The sequence below is a fragment of the Planctopirus sp. SH287 genome (assembly GCF_056500625.1).
This window is the reverse complement of the sequence record NZ_CM151403.1, coordinates 3069926-3087587: the sequence shown is the minus strand read 5'-3', so window position 1 is coordinate 3087587 and position 17662 is coordinate 3069926. Positions and strand designations below refer to the sequence as shown.

The 17662-nt window shown below is 53.7% G+C and carries 10 protein-coding genes; 7 read left to right on the top strand and 3 right to left on the bottom strand.

The features are described from left to right. Positions 1 to 607: 607 nt before the first annotated feature. From SH287x_RS11355 to SH287x_RS11325, 7 genes are all read left to right on the top strand, one after another. Complete coding sequence (locus SH287x_RS11355; protein ID WP_479514429.1) at positions 608 to 1825, top strand: prenyltransferase/squalene oxidase repeat-containing protein; 1218 nt, start codon at positions 608 to 610, stop codon at positions 1823 to 1825. A gap of 98 nt (positions 1826 to 1923) precedes the next feature. Then, positions 1924 to 4704 (top strand): BatA domain-containing protein, encoded by a 2781-nt coding sequence (locus SH287x_RS11350; RefSeq protein ID WP_479514428.1) that lies wholly within the window; start codon positions 1924 to 1926, stop codon positions 4702 to 4704. Next, the gene (locus SH287x_RS11345) at positions 4701 to 7274 is read left to right on the top strand and encodes a hypothetical protein (protein WP_479514427.1); all 2574 of its coding nucleotides are present in this window, start codon (positions 4701 to 4703) and stop codon (positions 7272 to 7274) included. The genes SH287x_RS11350 and SH287x_RS11345 overlap by 4 nt, the downstream gene beginning before the upstream one ends. Then, a complete protein-coding gene (locus tag SH287x_RS11340; RefSeq protein WP_479514426.1) occupies positions 7271 to 8944 on the top strand; it encodes a hypothetical protein in 1674 nt (557 codons plus the stop codon). The genes SH287x_RS11345 and SH287x_RS11340 overlap by 4 nt, the downstream gene beginning before the upstream one ends. 50 nt (positions 8945 to 8994) lie before the next feature. Then, the gene (locus SH287x_RS11335) at positions 8995 to 13182 is read left to right on the top strand and encodes a coiled-coil domain-containing protein (RefSeq protein WP_479514425.1); all 4188 of its coding nucleotides are present in this window, start codon (positions 8995 to 8997) and stop codon (positions 13180 to 13182) included. A gap of 116 nt (positions 13183 to 13298) precedes the next feature. Beyond that, positions 13299 to 14351 (top strand): AAA family ATPase, encoded by a 1053-nt coding sequence (locus SH287x_RS11330; protein ID WP_479514424.1) that lies wholly within the window; start codon positions 13299 to 13301, stop codon positions 14349 to 14351. A 61-nt stretch (positions 14352 to 14412) separates the two neighbouring features. Next, positions 14413 to 15321 carry a DUF58 domain-containing protein gene (locus SH287x_RS11325; RefSeq protein WP_479514423.1) on the top strand — a complete coding sequence of 303 codons (909 nt, stop codon included), beginning with the start codon at positions 14413 to 14415 and terminating at the stop codon, positions 15319 to 15321. Positions 15322 to 15466: 145 nt separating this feature from the next. Here the strand turns inward: SH287x_RS11325 and SH287x_RS11320 are convergent, their stop codons facing one another. The 3 genes from SH287x_RS11320 to SH287x_RS11310 all read right to left on the bottom strand — a co-directional run bounded on the left by SH287x_RS11320 (position 15467) and on the right by SH287x_RS11310 (position 17408). Further along, the gene (locus tag SH287x_RS11320; protein WP_479514422.1) at positions 15467 to 15613 is read right to left on the bottom strand and encodes a hypothetical protein; all 147 of its coding nucleotides are present in this window, start codon (positions 15611 to 15613) and stop codon (positions 15467 to 15469) included. Further along, positions 15594 to 16442: a hypothetical protein gene (locus SH287x_RS11315; RefSeq protein ID WP_479514421.1), complete on the bottom strand. Its 849-nt coding sequence runs from the start codon at positions 16440 to 16442 to the stop codon at positions 15594 to 15596. The genes SH287x_RS11320 and SH287x_RS11315 overlap by 20 nt, the downstream gene beginning before the upstream one ends. A 258-nt stretch (positions 16443 to 16700) precedes the next feature. Continuing rightward, a complete protein-coding gene (locus SH287x_RS11310; RefSeq protein ID WP_479514420.1) occupies positions 16701 to 17408 on the bottom strand; it encodes a hypothetical protein in 708 nt (235 codons plus the stop codon). Between the last annotated feature and the right edge of the window lie 254 nt (positions 17409 to 17662).

Genomic DNA, 17662 nt, shown 5'->3' with positions numbered 1-17662 from the left:
GAAACATGACCGGGCGGGAAGTTTGGCGTCATTTGGTCTGCATTCTGGGTCTCCATTCTGGGCCGGTTAATGAACCAGATGCTCTTTTTGTCACAGCGCGCGACAGAAAACTTTGAAATCCGTCGTGATTCTGTCGTAACTTCAGTCTGAAAAGCGGCAATTGGGATTGTCGCCTCTCAGAAGTCTCAATGTGATGCCCTTTCTCCTTGACGATTCACCGTCACGTTTTCGTTAGTATTTTGTTTGATGATTCAGAGTTCGACTTAAATCAACCCAGAGGTTTATCCTGGTTGATCATCGATCTATTGGATCTGGTCATCGTGACTCGCGAAAAACGACTAATGCATTGTCAACGTTGGAAAGCGGGGTTGAACAGATCGTTAGGTTCGACAACAGAGGACGTTGCGGCGACATCAACCCGAAGACAAAGCTGTGACACGGCACTACGCATGAAACCCCTCTCATGGACAAACCCAGGATCCAGGTTGAATCGGCTTCACCTGTCGCTTGCAGGATACGCACGGTTAAGTAACCCCTTTGGCAAATAATGAATAACGTCACCTCCTGTTTCCGCTGTGGTCTTGAGGCAGTGCGTGAGCGATGCCTCGTGCGGTCGGTGCTAGTGGCCGTTTATCTGCTGTCTGGCTGGCCGGCGATATCAGCTATTGCGCAAGGGGAGTCGGTCAGGCCCTCGGGTAAGGCTGAGATCAATTCCAGTTCACCGATACTTGCTCCTGCAAAGAACCTGGCACCCGATTGGGAAATTACGCCTGAAAGCGAAGCCGCCCTACAAAAAGGGTTGGCATGGCTGGCCCGAAATCAGGGGGCAGAAGGGAACTGGGAGTCGGAAGACCTGGGGTTGGTCGGATTGGGAGGCATGGCGTTCCTTGCGGCGGGGCACCTTCCGGAACGTGGTCGCTACGGTGATACGGTTGATCGCGCGTTCAAATTTGTCCTCAGGAAAGCCAAGCCTTCAGGTCTGCTCAATTCTGCTGACGCCCAGCGGGATATGTACAATCACGGGTTGGCGGCGTTTGTACTGGGGCAGGCTTACGGCATGACGGGCGATCCGCAGATCGGGCGGGTTCTCGACAAGTCACTTCGGTTGATTTCCAACACCCAGTGCGAAGATGGTGGCTGGGATTATCGGGCACGTCGCCAGCAGAATGGCCACGACCTTAGCCTTGTCGTCATGCAGGCCAAGGCTCTGCGCAGTGCGGTCGATAGCGGCTTTGAGGTTCGCAACGATGTGGTTCGTTTGGCGATCCAAAGTGTGCGAGACCACTATAAAGCGGAAAACGGTGCCCGCGGTTTTGATGATCGGGCCAAAGAGGGGCCGGGGCAATTTACCTATGATGGTAACCGAACCACTCTGGCAATGGCCGCCTGCGGAGTCGTTTGTTTGCAGGAATTCGGCCAATACGACGACTGGCGCATTGCCAAAAATATGGAGCAAATCTCTAAAGAGATTGGCCGCATTCGGCCCAATCGGGCCAGTGGTGAAGTCCCTTTTGATGCGTATACGCTCTACTATGTTGGCCAGGCGCTGTATCAGGTGGGGGGCGACGACTGGAAGCGAAACTATCCACTCCTGAGGGATTTTCTGGTCGCGTCTCAGGTCAGGCGTCCCGAGAACCCCGGCGAAGACGGCAGCTGGCGCGACACTCGCTGGGTTCACGGTAAGCAGGGCCAACTCTATGGAACAGCCGTTGCCTGTTTCATTCTGGCCATGCCCAACCGTTATTTGCCGATCCTTCAAGAAGGGAAAATTGAAGGGCTGAAAGACCAACTCTCTGGAAGTTCGCCCTCACTGAAACCTCAATAAAGCCACCACTTTTTCCTGACGAATGAATCCTTTGTTTTCCCATTGTATTAGCTGATTTCTGGTCTGACTTCTTGGTTTATCAGGATCCTCCCGCTCACATGTTCGGTCTTGACGCCACCAGTTTTGCTATTGCCGGAGTTGTCGCTGCTGCGTCTCCGCTGGTGATCCATCTGTTTAATCGTCGCCGATTCAAAGTGGTTGAGTGGGCTGCGATGGATTTTCTGCGAAAGGCGATTGAGCGGAATCGAAAAGTTCTCCATCTGCGTGACTGGCTACTGCTCGCCCTGCGAATGGTGGCCATGATGGCTCTGGGGCTGGCTCTTGCACGCCCTTGGGCGACCGGGGCTTCCAGTTGGCTGTTCGCTCTTTCGATTCTGGCAGGCCTTGTTGCGATGGCATGTCTGGCTAAGGCTGTCATCGACCGCCAGGGGGCGCATCGGTCATTGACAATGGCCGCCAGTCTCCTGAGTTTTTTTGTTGCTGGTGGGCTTTTTTGGGGAGGAGGCGGTTTCGCCTCTTCAGGCCAGGGTGCTCTCAGTTCACTCGATCCTCTGCATGCCATTCTTCTGATTGATAATAGCCGAAGCATGGGGGCGGGGGCATTGAGTGGCACCCGGCTGGATGCCGCCAAGGCTCTTGCGCGAGATTTTGTCGCTTCTTTGCCTCCTGGCAGCCGTGTCACCGTGATGCCACTAGCAGGGATGGCAGAACCCATCACGACCGATCCTTATCGCACTATGGTCGATGCCCGACAGGCGATCGATCGAATCGTACCGGTCGACACTGCCGGGCTGCCTCGCCTGGGGGCCGAACTCGCTGCTGAGGCGTGTGCGACCGCTCAGGATCTTCCCACCAAGCGAGTCATCATTTTTTCGGATCTGCAAAACACGGTCTGGAATGACGGAACGTTGAAAGAACGTCTGGCCCGCCTTCCCGATGTGCAGATTGTCCCCAGCGGAACGGCGGAAGCCGGGAATGTCCATGTTGCCAGTTTATTGGTAGAAGATGGCCTGATCAGTGTCGAGACACCCGCGCGGATTCTGGCAAGGTTGGAAGCGGGAACCGATCAGCCAACCGCCTCAGTGCTGGTTCGTTTGCTGGCTGACGGGATGGAGGTTGCCAATCAGATTGTGTCTTTGACAGCTGGCCAATCGTACGAAGCGGAATTCTTCTGGAACTATGATGGCCAGGTTGACCCGGAGAGGCCTCAATGGGTTGAACTCACCGTTGAAATTGCCTCTGAACAGCCTGAGGCCGATTTACTGATGGCCGATAACCGGCGAACCATTCTTGCTCCCGTATTAACTGCGGTTCCCATTGTGTTTGTCGATCAATATGGAGACACGGCTGATGTTGCTCGCGGGCAAATCGGGGAAACGTCGGCCTTACAGCATTTGCTGGCGCCTCGCTCGACTTCCGAATTTGCACCACGACCTCTTTACCAAATTGTTCGCAAGCGGATTGATGAACTGGATGAGCAGGTACTGGCACAAGCTCGTTGTGTCGTGATTGCTGGTGTTGATCGTCCCGGGCCGACAACACAACTGTTGAGAGAATATGTCCACCAGGGAGGGCCTCTGGTCATTTTTGCTGGCGGGAACTTTGATCCTCGCGGCTGGATGGAAGATGCCTGGCTGGATGGTGATGGAATTCTCCCCGTCCCCCTTCAATCCGAGTTCGTGGGATTCACGCCAGAAGAGTCTCCACAACGACTTGAACCGTTCTCTGTGCGTGGCGACACCCTGAACAGCGAGATTTTTCAGGTGGAAGGGGAAGATCCTGAAGCGATCAAATCGCTGTTTGAGTCGCTGCTGTTTTTCAAAGCCATCCGAGCTGATGTCTCCGAAGAAACCATCAGTACCGCTCTGGAAGCCACCCGACAACGACTGGTCAAAATGGTGGGAATTCGCAGCAGTGATTCAGCGAACGTCACCGTTGCTGCCAGCACTTCCAATGAACCCGCCTGGTGGGTCTGGCGGTCTTCATTAACACCCTTCCGGCAAGAACTTCAGAAACTGCAAACGGTGCTGGCATCTGCAGAAGGGATGAAGACCAGCGACGCTCTGGATCAGCTACAAATGATTGCCAGGCGAGAATCGCCACAGGTGCTAGCTCGCTTTTCCAAAGACCATCTGCCGTTTTTGATCGAACGCAAACTGGGCGATGGGCAAGTTGTGCTTTGTACCAGTGGCGTCACCAGTGACTGGAATCTCATGCGGCTTTCACCCGCGATGTTCGCCTATCATCGATTATTGACTCAATTGGCAGTCAGTTCCTTGCCAGAACATAATTTCGATGCTGGTTCCCGAATTCAATGGGCGGCTTCCGTGTCTGGCGAACAGCTTCTTCTCAAGCGACCCGAAGGAACTGTCAGTGCCGCGACAACCGAAGCTCTCGGGGCGGAAGTCTATGGATTTGTGATCCGCCGTCCTGTGCATGCCGGGATTTATCAATTGCGAAGTGAGGTTCCAGCGACAGCCTCAGTTCCAGAGGCAGGCTCAGCCCCAGAGACAGGCCCAGTCCCAGCGATAGCGACTGAGACCATCGCATTGACCACTCCCGAGGCCCTGACGACTCAAGCACCTCGCTCTGAAATCTCCAGCGAGGCCGACAAGCACGTCATCTACTCCGTTGCCGTTCAGGCTCCTGCGATGGAGTCAAAACTGGAAGTGATGCCTCCCTCAGAATTAGCCGCACTGTTGGGATCAGAAACGGTGCGTGTTTTAGATGTGGGGAGTCGCCCTTCAATGGCTGGCGGACGTGTCCGTGGGACAGGACTTTGGCAATTGGCAATTGGCACGATGTTACTGGTACTGATCATTGAAATGATGGTTGCCAGCCGCTGGGTCACCTCCTCAAATCAGGGGGCTGGACGATGATTCCCTGGTTGGGCCATCTGTTGGGGTTAAAAAACTTCAGCGAGTTTGAAGGAGGACGCATCTCGTTTGGCGCCGCCTGGGTTCAGGATCAGATCTGGTTGCTGGTTCTGCTCTGCGGCCTGGCCATGGCGATGGGATATCTCTGGTATGGCTATTTACAGAACGGAAAATGGACTGCTGCCAAACTCCTGCTGGCCACATTACGAGCGGCAATCTTAGCCTTACTGGTTCTTATTCTGGCAGAACCCGTTCTGGAGTTGAAATTTGTCAGCAATCCCAAGCCATGGCTGTGGGTTCTGCTGGATGGAAGCGACAGCATGGCCATTCAGGATGAAGTGACCGACATACCAGGCAATGGTGTGTTGAAGGCTTCTGCTGGAACAACCTCTGTTGGAACAGGCACTGCTGGAACAGGCACTGCTGGAACAGGCACTGCTGGAACAGGCACTGCTGGAACAGGCACTACAGGAACTCCCTCGTCCTCCTTTAATTCACAGGGATTATCTAGAGCGGATCTGGTGCGGAAGACTTTTCAGGATCAAGCGACGGATTCGCTGAAGAAACTGGCAGAGAACTACCGCATCCGTTTGTTCTCCATGGTCGATAGCCAGGGCGTTCGCGTCCTTTCCACCAATGAAGAATCGCAGGGGAGTGATCGGGCCATATCGCTTGCCTCATCGGGTCAGATCTCTGATTCCGAGGCACAATTTGACGTTCCGTCGTTATTGAGTGCCTTGGATCAATGGAAGACCAACGGCGATGTTTCAGCACATGGGGCGGCACTGGATGATCTGGCCAGACGTCATGCCACAGATCATCTGGCCGGGCTGGTCATGATCAGCGACTTCGATCAGAACTCCGGGCCATATGCCGTGACCAGTGCCCGCCGGTTGGGTGTCCCGATCTTTGCGATGGGAGTCGGCCCCGTTTCGGCTCGTGATCTGTCTGTCGATTTGCTGGTGCCGCCGACGATGAAAAAGGCCGAAAGCTCGTCCATCACCGTGACGGTTCGCCAACGGGAAAGTCAGGGGGAGACAGTTGCCGTCAAGTTAAGTGTTCATCCTGCCGGGGCTGAGTCACAAGCCAAAGTGATCGGTACGAGCCAGGTGCATCTCTCTGCGGTGAGTGTTCCTATTGAGTTTCCCTTCCTCCCCGATCAGGCGGGACGGATGGTCTTTGTTGCTGAAGTGGAAACGATTCCCGGAGAATCGATTGTTGAGAACAACCGTGTCGCTCGCGACGTGAATGTCATTGACGATTTTCTCAGGCTGATGTTCGTGGAATATGAACCCGCCTGGGAGTGGCGGTTTATCAAGGAGGTCTTTCACCGGGATCGTCTGGTGGGGATGCGTGGCTTCCGGACATATCTGCGTTCAGCCGATCCCGTCGTGCGTGAGACCAACGACTTTTTCCTGCCATCGCTGACACTGCCTCGCAATGAATTCTTTCAGACGGATGTGATTTTTCTGGGAGATATGCCATCCTCGGCGCTGACCACGCGCTTCTGTGAAATGACACGAGAATTTGTTGGGCAGTTTGGGGGTGGGCTTGTTGTGATGGCCGGCCCTCGGTTCGGGCCGGGCGAGCTGGCAAATACCCCCTTGGCCGATATGCTGCCGGTCGTGGTTGATCCCGATGGGCGCATTGACGACCGTGAAGAATTTGCGATGTCGCTCACCCCACTCGCCAGCCAGTTTGATTTCATGCGTCTGGGTGAAACCGCCGACGAACAGAAGCGTGCGTGGGCCAATTTATCCCGCATCCCCTGGTATCAGCCAGTTGTCCGCGTTGAACCACGTTCCACAACGGTTCTGGCCGAACATCCCACGGCAATGTGTGCCGATAACAAAACCAAACAACCACTGATTGCGATCCGCAAATATGGCCGGGGTGAAGTTGTTTATATCGCTCATAATGAAATGTGGCGATTGAGGCGGCTCTATGGTGAGACGTATTACCGCCAGTTCTGGGGGCAACTCATTCATCGTCTCGGGTTGAGTCATGCCATTGGAAGTCAGAAGCGATTTGTCGTTCGCACAGACAAGACCCGTTATCGCGGTGACGACCAGGTTGTCGTCACGGTCGAAGCTTACGATCAGAATTTCAATCCCTTGAATGCGGATCAATTGCCCGAAGGCCGCTTGAGTGGTGAGTTGACGACGATCGATTCTCCTGGTGCTGAACCTCAGAAAATAGTGATCCCGGCGCTTCGTCCGGGGGTGTTTGAGACTCGCATCAAAGTGACTCAAGGGGGTGAACACCAGTTGCTGGTTTTTGATCCGCTGGAAAAACAACCCGTGACCACCAGCTTTACCGTTTCGGCTTCGTCGGCTGAAAGACGTTCTGCTGTGCGTAATGAGGCTCTGCAAACGGCTCTGGCGACTGAGACCGGGGGGAAGGCTTATGTTCTCTCCCAGTTTGCTCAACTGGCCAACGACATTAAATCTCCAGAATTTACCGCTCAGCAGATGGTCATTCTGCCGCTCTGGGCGACCTGGCTTTGCTTTGCTTTGATGGTGACGCTGCTATCGCTGGAGTGGGCCATTCGGAAGGGAGTCAACCTTCCATGAAACCACTGACTCTTCTGGTTCAGCAACTGGAATCTCTCAGCCGTCGTCGCTGGCAACGGGAAGCCTCACTGGCCATGTTGTGGCTGGCCTCTGTCGTGCTTGCTGTCCTGCTGGGGATTTTCTGGCTGGATTATACCCTTTCTTTGTTATGGGTCGTCCGACTGCTACTGGTCATCGCTGCGGTCGCTGGACTCATGGTGGTGCTGAAGAAGCGGTTGATACCACGACTGGCTCACCGGGATGACATCGAAACGCTGGCTCTCCATGTCGAAAAGCAGCATGAGATCGATAATGATCTGGTCGCAGCCCTTCAGTTTGCTAATCCCCGAACAAAGCGTTACGGCTCACGTGAACTCTCTTCTGCGGTGATCGAATATGTCGATGAATTTACTCCCTCATTAAATGTCTTCGACGGGTTTACATGGCAACCGGTGAAACGCGTATTCCTGATCGCAATGACTCTGGTGGTGCTCTGGGGAGTGCTGGCGATTGTTGCTCCTGAAGCCACACGTGTCTTTTTACACCGAATGGCCTTAGGAAGTCAGAAGTATCCCACATTAACGACGATTTCAGCGATCACGATTAACGGCCAGCTTGTCGGAGCGAATTCCATCCCTCGTGTGGTTCAAGGGGAACCACTGCATATCGAAGTGCAAACGGCGGGAAATATCCCCTCAACAGTTCAACTTCAGGCCCAGACAACGACTCGCGAAACCCGCGAATTCCTGCTCAATTCTCATCCCGAAACGCCCCGGCAATTTCGAGCAGAGATCCCGGAAGTGAGACAATCACTTACTGCGAAAGTGATCGCCGGTGATGGTCAGAGCGAAACGTTTTCCATTGAACTGGTGCAGAGGCCCATCGTGGAGGTCACATTAGTTGTTGACCAGCCAGCCTATACCCGACAGAAGGAAGGGAGTGGGCAACCAGCACGTGGGCAATTGCAGATTGCTGTTCTAGAAGGTTCTCGAGTGAGGATGAATGTCTCTTCTCCTTCTAAACCTTTACAGACAGTTCAGGTTCGGATTGGTGAAGAGATGGTCTCTCTGATACGTGATGCGTCGAAAACGGGCCAGACTCAGGGTGGTCAGGAACCCGAGACCTGGATCACTCCCTCAGGGACTGCGTGGGATTCTCTCCGGGAGAACGTGCGATTTGAAGTCTTCGTCGAAGATCTTGACGGGCTGGGGTTGGCCGAGCCACTGACAGGATTGATTCGTATCCGTAGCGATCGTCCACCCCGAGTCGCGGCAGCGGCAATTAGTCGGTTGATTCTGCCCACAGCCGCTCCGGTCGTCTCGTGGGGTGCCACCGATGACTATTCTATTTCCCGAATGCGATTCAGCATTATGGTTATCAACGAATCGGGTCAGCAAAAAAAATCGACACAAGAAATCATGCTGACGGAACGTGGTTCGCTGTTACGTGGAAAGACTCCTGTGGATCTTTCGGGAATCGTTTTGGCAAAAGGCGATGAACTGCGTGTCGTAGTGGAAGCTGACGATGATCGAGGGGAATTGCCCTCACAGACAGGGGCCAGCGAGCCTCTGGTTTTTCAAGTCACTGATCAGAGTGGCATTCTGGCAGGTCTGCTCGAAACGGATCAGCAATCAGCCAGACAGCTCGATGCGATTATCCAGCGTGAACTGGGAATTGGAGGCGCTCCGTGAACATTTGGCCGCGGTCTCAGCATCTGTTGATTTCTCATGGACTCACTTGGTTGGCGTTCGCCAGTCTGGCATTCTTCAGTCTGCCGTTCTTCAGCCAGACGTTGACATCATCGTCGGAACTCTGGGCGGCCCCTCCTCCAGCCATTGATAGCGCGCTGCTGCGTAAAAAACAGGATGATCAACAGCGGGCACGGACCATGGCTCGCGATCTTCTGACCAGTGTGCTGGATGTGCAACTGCGCCAGCTGGAAGAAAATGGCTTAACCGAACTGACGGTCTATCGAGACATCAGCGTCATGCGGGCCAATATCGGCAAGCTCGTTGATTCCGAGATGGCACAAGTGATACGGCAATTGGCAGATGCTCAGCAGCTTCCTCCAGATCAACGGGAAGTCAGCTTTATTGAAGCGCGGCAAACGATCCGCAATGTCGTGATCCGCTTGTCAGCCGAACGGCAAAGCCTGTTGCGCCGATTGAAGTCTGCCGAACTTGCCGAGCAGACTCGTCGACTGATCGCTTTGCAAACGAAGGCTCAGGAGCAAACGCTGCGTATCCCGCAGGAGTCGAAGACATTGCAGGAAGCATTAGCGATTAAGACCCGGGAAGATCAACGGGACGTGAGTGGGCTGTTCGTTCAATTGGTCGAGACGCTTGCCGATGTTCGCACCTGGGGCGGAACGATAGGTGAAGGGGCCACTGCCAGCCTGGCTTTGTTGGCAGAAAAGCAAGTGGGACAGCATCTTGATCAGTCGGAAAAACAATTGATCGCGGCTGATTATTTGTCTGCCAATCATCGCCAGACGCTCGTGATTGCCGGGCTTCAGGATCTCTTGCGCGTCATTGAGCAAACACAGGGACTTTTGGATTCCCGCGAACAGCAGGTGCTGGAAAAGGTTCGTGAACTGATTGCTGCCCAGAAGCAAATGCGGGATCAGGTCTCCAAGTTAGAGACAACAGTTTCGATTCCTGAAGAAATTGTTTCGGCACAGTCAGCACTACAGCAGAAACTGGTTTCATTGGGGCAAGAACTGCACGGGACACAAGTCGCTCAAGATCATGCTCAAGCCGCGGCGCAGTCGGCATTTGATGCGACAGCGAAACTTCTGGAGAATGCCCCCACAGAAGCATTGGCCCAGCAAAATTCGGTCATCGGACGCTTGTCCGCCCTGGAAGCCGAGTTGACCCGCCAGACCATGAACGCGGCGACAGACCGTTCGGCGAGTGAATTAAAGGGAGAAGCGGCTCAGCTCAAAGCGGCGGAAAAGTTGATTGAAGCCGCTGCTGAGCGAATCGACTCCGCGTTGGAAAAATTGCCTCAGGAGAGTGAAGAGACTCGTCAAGCCGCTGCCGAAGAGGTTGCTCTGGCACGTGATCGGGTGGAAGAAGCTCAGAAGGTTGAAGGACTTCCCAAGAATGCCGAGACAGCGGTTGATCTCGCTGCCGAAGCCACACGGGCGGCGGCTGTCCCCGCAGCGCAAATGAAAAATGACTCCTTGGTCGAGGCCAAAGAGGCTTTGGAACTCGCGAAGGCAGCATTGCAACGGGAACGGTTGGCTGCGGAGAGAAAAGCGACCGCATTAGAGATTGGCGAGCTGGCACGAGCGGCAGAGGTTCTTGAACGGGCAGCGGCTGAAGAACGTGACGTCGCCAATCAAACGCAAGAACTGGCCGCCTCTCAAAAACAGGCGGATCATTCGACAGAACAGACTGATCAGCCAGACAAGACAAACAAGGCAGACCAAGCAAAGCAGACCGATAAGAAAGCCACAAGTCAGACATTGGCTGATCGCTCCCGAAGCGTGGCGGAAGTGGCGGAATCGATCAAATCGGGTGTGGGTGAAATCAGTCCCGCATTGAAAGAAACGCTGGCAGAAGCCGAAAAATCAGCAAAGCAGGCGGCTGATCAATTAGATCAAGTGCACAAGGAAGCAGAGAAAGCCGAAGCTCCTTCAACTTTGGTCGCTTCAGCAAAGAAAGAAGCCGAGGCTGCGGCTGATCAGTTGGCGCAAGCGGCGAAATCGGTTCGGGAAGAAGTTGCGAAGAAAGCAGAAGCATTGGCGAAAGACTTCCTTGATGAGGCCGAGAAAGCGGCCCATGTGAAAGAGAAAACGGAAGAAACTCTCGCCACAGAAATGGAAACCCGCACCGATGCACTGGATGAACTTGTTAAAGCACAGAACGCTGTCGATGAAGCGATTGAAGCTCAGCTGAAAGCCAGTGGCCGGATGGAATCAGCGGCGATGAAGTCGATTGAAAAAGGACTCAACCAACTCACTCATGATCAGGATTCAATCAACAAGAATAACCCCGCTTCCCAGAAAGAAGATTCTGACAAGACCCCTTCTCCGGCAGTCATGACCGCGAACGAACGAGTCGAACAGGCCGCTGGGCAGCAGGCGATTGCTGATCGTCTTAAGGCGGCGGCTGATCGAACGGCCCGTGAACTCCCGCAGGAAAACTCGTTGAGAGAAGCGTTATCACAGGCGGCGGATGCTTCGGAAAAAGCGGCGAAACAGTTGGCCTCAGGAAAAGCCGAAGCCGCAGAACGAATTCAAAAACAAGCGAGTGAGGCATTGGCTAGTGCTCGCCAGGAGGTGGCAACTCGCGCGGAAGCATTGGCATCCCAGCCACCCAAAGCGTTGACAACTCCGGCGGAGATACAGACAAAAAGTCAGGACGTTGCCAATGCCGCCATCAAATCAGCGGCGAAATCAGCGAAGGCAGCCACAGCCATGATGGGGACATCATCTGAAGCGACTGACAACGTCGCGCAATCCCTGACTGCAGCCGAGAAAGCAGGAACACAGGCGGCCGAAAAACTGGCAGCATCAGATAAGCAGGCCGCAGGCAGTGAGCAGGAAGAAGCTCTGGCAGCTTTGAACGAAGCCAATCAATCGTTGAAAACCGCGATGCAGCAGGCGGCCAAAGATCAACAGAATCAACTGGCCGACGCGGCTCGCAAATCCGATGAGCTAAAATCGGCTGTCGCGCGAGTTGACGAATCGGCCGCTGCAGCTTTGGAGGCAGCCAGCCAGCTTTCCAGCAAGACCGCAGGAAAATCGGGGGCAACACAATCAAAATCTCAGACTCAGACTCAGACTCAGGCTCAGAAACAAGCTCAGGACATGAACCAGGCGACACCTGCCGCAGCAGATTTAACCCACAATCGTGATCAATTGGAAACGCATCTCGCTCGGGCTGCCGCAAATCTGGCGGCTACTGAGGATCAATTAAGGCGGGAAGCTGAGATGGCGCAGGCGATCAGCGAACAGGCCCGTGCTCAGCAAGCAGCTTCGGAACAGATCAATGCCCAGCGAAATCTGGCGAACACAGCAACTCCGGCTCCGGGTGGTCAATCCCCTGTGAATATCGGAGAGCTTGCGAAGGCGACTCAACAGTTTGCCCAATCCCAGAAGGCAACGGGGCAAGCTGTGGCTCAGCTTTCCGGGCAGCAGGCTGTGGGTAATCCTCAATTGAAAGAGGCACTGGCAGCCGCCAGCGAATTCACAGGCGGCCTCACTCCCCCCTCAGAAATGGGAGCTAATGCAGCACAAAGTCCCTCAGGAGATGACGCAGGTGCCTCCGGAGAGAACGCGTCATCAGCAGCTGAATCAGGCAAAAATTCCGCGTTAACAAATCCTCCATTGCCGAAATCGCCAGGGCCTGGTGGAAAACCTGCTGGAAGTGAAGCCGGTTCTCCTTCACAGAATGGATCCTCTGCTCAGGAGTTGGGCACCGATTTTGTTCCCGCCTCGCCGGAAGTGACCGCCCGCATGATGGCGGGAAGTGCTGTGCAATCCGCTTTAGATGCGGCACTGGCGGACATGGCTGCGCCGGGAGATGAGGGAGCGGCCAGTAGTGCCAGCGCATTGGCTCAGGCGGCTAGCGAAGCTCCCGGAAAATCGTCAACTGATTCTCAGGCCATGTCTGACTCGGCATCCTCTTCGAGTGCGTCGCAATCATCGGCTGAGCAAGGTGTTCAAGGTGGCCCGACGGCAGAAAACAAAGGGCTGGTAGCAGCAGGGGATGATCCGCGAGACCCTTCAAATCCTTCGCTAAAGCCAAAAGAAAAAGGAAGCGGCAGCGATACCGCAGCCAACTCAAGATCGGTTGAACAACAACCTTGGTTCGCGAAGCTTCCTCCAGAACTTCGAGGTGCCATTCGTGCCAACAGTCAACGACGACCCCCTCGCGCTTATGAAGAAAAACTGAAACGATATTTCGAGAGTGTGGACTGACCGCGTTGAGACACTTCTCTTTGTCATGTTTTCAACCTGTCAGGACAGAATGGTCGTATTACTGACCTTTCGTCCGCCGCAGAACATTCATTTTTGAGTTGATGAAAGAAGCTTCTATGAACGAACAGCAGTTGCGGGGCGATGTCGCCAATGACGATCTGGCGGCTGTCCAGAAATGCGAACAGGCATATAACAAACTGCGTGATGAGCTTTCTAAAGTCATCGTTGGACAGGGAGATGTCATTGAGCAGGTGATGGTCGCGATTTTTGCGCGTGGTCATGCCCTGCTCGAAGGGGTGCCGGGCCTGGCCAAAACACTGCTGATCAGTTCGCTTTCACAAGCACTGCACCTGTCGTTCAAACGAATTCAGTTCACTCCCGATCTCATGCCCAGTGATGTTTCGGGGACAGATATTATTCAGGAAAACCTTCAGACCCGTGAGCGGGAATATCGATTTCTTCCCGGCCCTCTGTTTGCCAATATGATCCTGGCGGATGAAATTAACCGTACCCCGCCGAAAACTCAGGCAGCCATGCTGGAAGCGATGCAGGAACGGCAAGTTTCAGCAGGTGGAAAGGTTCATAAGCTTCCCAATCCGTTCTTCGTGCTGGCCACCCAGAATCCGCTGGAACAAGAAGGAACTTACCCACTGCCTGAAGCGCAACTGGATCGGTTTCTATTGCATATTCGCGTGGACTATCCGACCGCTGCGGATGAATGGGAAGTGGCTCGCCGGGTGACTTCGGGAGAGATGGGCGTCGTTGAACCGGTGCTGACGGCGGCGGATATTGTCGAGTATCAAAAGCTGGTGACCCGAGTTCCTGTCAGCGACCAGGTTCTCGGTTATGCCTGGGCATTGGTGCGCAGTTCACGTCCGGGGTCGGAAGAAGCCCGTGACTTCGTCAATAAATGGGTGAACTGGGGAGCGGGGCCTCGTGGTGTGATTACTCTGGTGACATGTGCGAAAGCCAGAGCAGTCCTCTATGGTCGTTATCATGCGACAACCGCTGATGTTCGAGCTATTGCCCGCGGAGCGCTCAGGCATCGAATTGCACCGAACTATGCCGCACAGGCCGCTGATATTAATAGCGACCGGCTCATTGACATGTTGCTGGAAGAAATTCCCATTGACCGCAAATACACCAAGCCGGCTGCTTTCGCGGTCTAATCAACGAGTGTGAGTTTTGTCTTGAGTCAGGGATCACTAATAGACCTCAGGAAGCAACCTTATGGCTGGTAGCCTGCTTTCACGATACCTGGATCCAGAAACATTGGGCCGTGTGGCCGATCGGACAATCGAACCGCGAGGAATGGTTCTAGGGACATTGGCCGGAGCACACAAGTCGCCCCTTTCTGGTTTTGCTGTTGAGTTTGCGAACCACCGGGAATATGTCATTGGCGACGATCCCCGGCATATTGATTGGCGGCTTTATTACAAACGAGATCGCTATTTCATCAAGCAATATGAGATGGAAACGAACTTCGTTGCCCATCTCATTCTCGACATCAGTGCCTCGATGCGATACGGCCAGCAACAGCAGCAGAAGCTCGCTTATGCCGCAGAACTGATTACGACGCTGGGTTATTCCATTGTTCGGCAGAACGACAAGGTTTCGTTGTCGACATTTGACAGCCGAGTTCGGGGTTCGATTCCCGCCAGTAATTCGATGTCACAGATCATCAAAATGGCCCGGCATCTTGATGAGTGTGATGCCGTTGAGAAAACCGACATGGCGGGGTGCCTTTCAGAATTGAACGGCCGTTTTGCCCGTCGGGAAATCATCATGATCTTCAGTGATTTTTTGACCGACATCGAGGCCTTAGAGCCTGTTCTGCAACGGATGCGATACAACAACCATGAAGTGGTGCTGTTTCATGTGATTCACCACGATGAATTGACGTTCGACTTTTCCGGGATGGTCAAGTTCAAAGGAGCAGAGATCCCCGATGAATACCTGACTCAGACAGAAGACGTGCGACGTGATTACCTGGCCGCTCTCGGGCAATACATGAGCCAGTTCGAGGAAATGTGCCTGAGAAACCGCATTGAACGGGTTCCGTTGGACACCAGTGAATCCGCCGCTGAAACGCTGATCAGCTATTTGAACCGCCGCTCGCTGATCAAAGCCATTCGCTGACTCAATCGAATCACGAAAGCCTGCTTCAGAAATTTATCTCTCGAGGAGATATTCAAAACTGCCCAACGTTAAAGAGTGGGGCAGCTTGAAAGATCCTCAAAACTTCCCCTGCCGACTCTTCTGAGAAGAAGATCTCGGGGGAAAATTAGGGGGCGACCTTCCAGCCGTACTCACCTAGCTCGAGCACGAGGAAAATAATCCCCATGATCAATGCCGAGAGGGAGACGAAAAGGAGGGCGTCGTAAATCCCGGGACTGGGAGCTTCGTTGGAATTAGAGCCGCGTGGTGACATTATCGCCTCGCTGAATAACACTGTTCTTTGTTCGTTCAACGACCTCGCCCACGGCGCGATCGGGAGTGATGTAGTTCAAACGGACTTTACCCAGGTATCGATCATTTCGATAAACAGTCAGGACATGCCCTTTGATGAGGCCATCGTCGCTGCCCAGAGAAATTTCGATCGACTCACTGGAGCCGGGACGAGCTGGACGGGTATCCATGACAACACCTGTGACAGGTGGTGCAGGGGCTGTCGATGCGACCATGCTCTGAGGATCTGTTGGCAGATCTTTAGAGGCCAGGAAGGACTTCATCGTCGCCAGATCCCGCAATGACTCTTCATGTTTGGCGATCAGCGCATCCAGTTTAATCTGCGAGCTGAAGACGTCATCACGAAGCTTATTGTTATCCGTGATCAATTGATTGCGCGAGGCTTCCAATTCCAGGTTGCGTGCCCGCTGCAACTGAGCTTCCAGTAAACGCTGTTCCGCTTCTGACGTGCTGAGACCAGCCACTTGTTGCTCAGAATTGACAAGGGCTTTCAAACGGACGGCTTCGGCATCCAGAGAGGTGTTCCGGAGTGTGAGGGCATTCTTTTCGCCTGTCAGTTGCGTCACTTGCCCGCGGAGATCTTCCTGGGTTTTCGCTGCGGTATCCTGTGCCTGCGTCAGAGCCGCTGATTTTTCTGCCAGTTCGGTCTTTGTCTTATCCAATTGTTTCTGCGTGTTTTCCTTGGCCACGCGCCAGTTGGCCTGAGCCGTAAAAACTGCCCCGGCAAACGCCATGAAGACCACTGCGAGTAACAGATGGAGAACGACCAGAATTTTACCGACGAATGTCATGGCAAGCCCCGAATCACAAAGAGTTCAGCCTTTTTTGATGCTGAGTTGAGCAGTTGAACCTGCCGACTCCTTGCCAAACTGATGATTTATCTCGAACAAAATTTACTGTTGGTCAGCACATCATTGGTGATCACAAATGGCCTCGTGGCTCACTGCAATCGACAATGATCTTATCATTATTTTTGAAATTATGGTTTCTATCGATCAGACACAGAACATTTGATTTCCGAACTTTCCCTCGATTGCAGAGCCGACAAATCAGTTGACTTGACTGACTTGTGCTTCGTCAGCAGCAGGTTCATCGTAGGGCTGTCCGAGTTGTTGTTTGAGTTGTAACTGTCGGCGTTTGAGACGCTCCAGATTCTGTTGAAGGCGAAGCAACTCATCTTCCAACGCAGATTTCTGCTGAGCGGCTGCAAACATGTCGGTTCGCAAGAGTTCCAGCTGATTCTTCAATCGATAGACTTCCGCTCGGCGTTCTTCACCTTCTTGCCGGACTTTTTCAATCTGTGTGGCAATACGAGCGGCTTCATCCGTCGCCATAAGAACTCGGTTACGCACCGCTTCCAAGTTTTTAAGCAGTTCTTCTTCCCGATTGACCAACGCGACTTCATCATCTTTCCGCATGTTCTGAAGGGAAGGGATGCGGGGCTTCAGATTATCGATATCACCTCGGGTTTTCTGAAGTTTCTCGTTGAGTTCGAGATTCAGCTTTTGTTTGGCGGAATTAATGACCTCTGGCAGTATGGGGCCGGAAGCCACTGACTGCTTTGTGGCCCGATCCAGAGCCGAGTAGACGGTCTTCTCACCCGGCTGTTGGGTGAATTCATAACGGTCATTGAGTGGAGAGGAGAGAGTATCGCCCATCCAGTTACGACCGCCACTGGCTAAGGAAGCAGCGAAAGCTGCAAAGCCAAGACTGGCAGCAACGACGATTACGACAAGGATGCGTCCCAGCTGCGCCATTCGTCAGCAGTTCCTGAAGCACGTTAAGAAGTCATTGAAATTCGGAAAACGACTGGTAGACCTGCCAAGAGATTCACCAGAGGATTGCAGGTCACCCACAGCCCTGGAGCCACAGGTACAGTCAAGATCTATCGATTTCGTCAAGTTTATGAGATGATTTCACTATAGGGGTGTGGAAAAATCCCTGTCAACGACGAATAGCAGCCAGCTCTCAACCTTCTTCGGGGTTTTCGTCACAAACCTCCCCAAAAGGA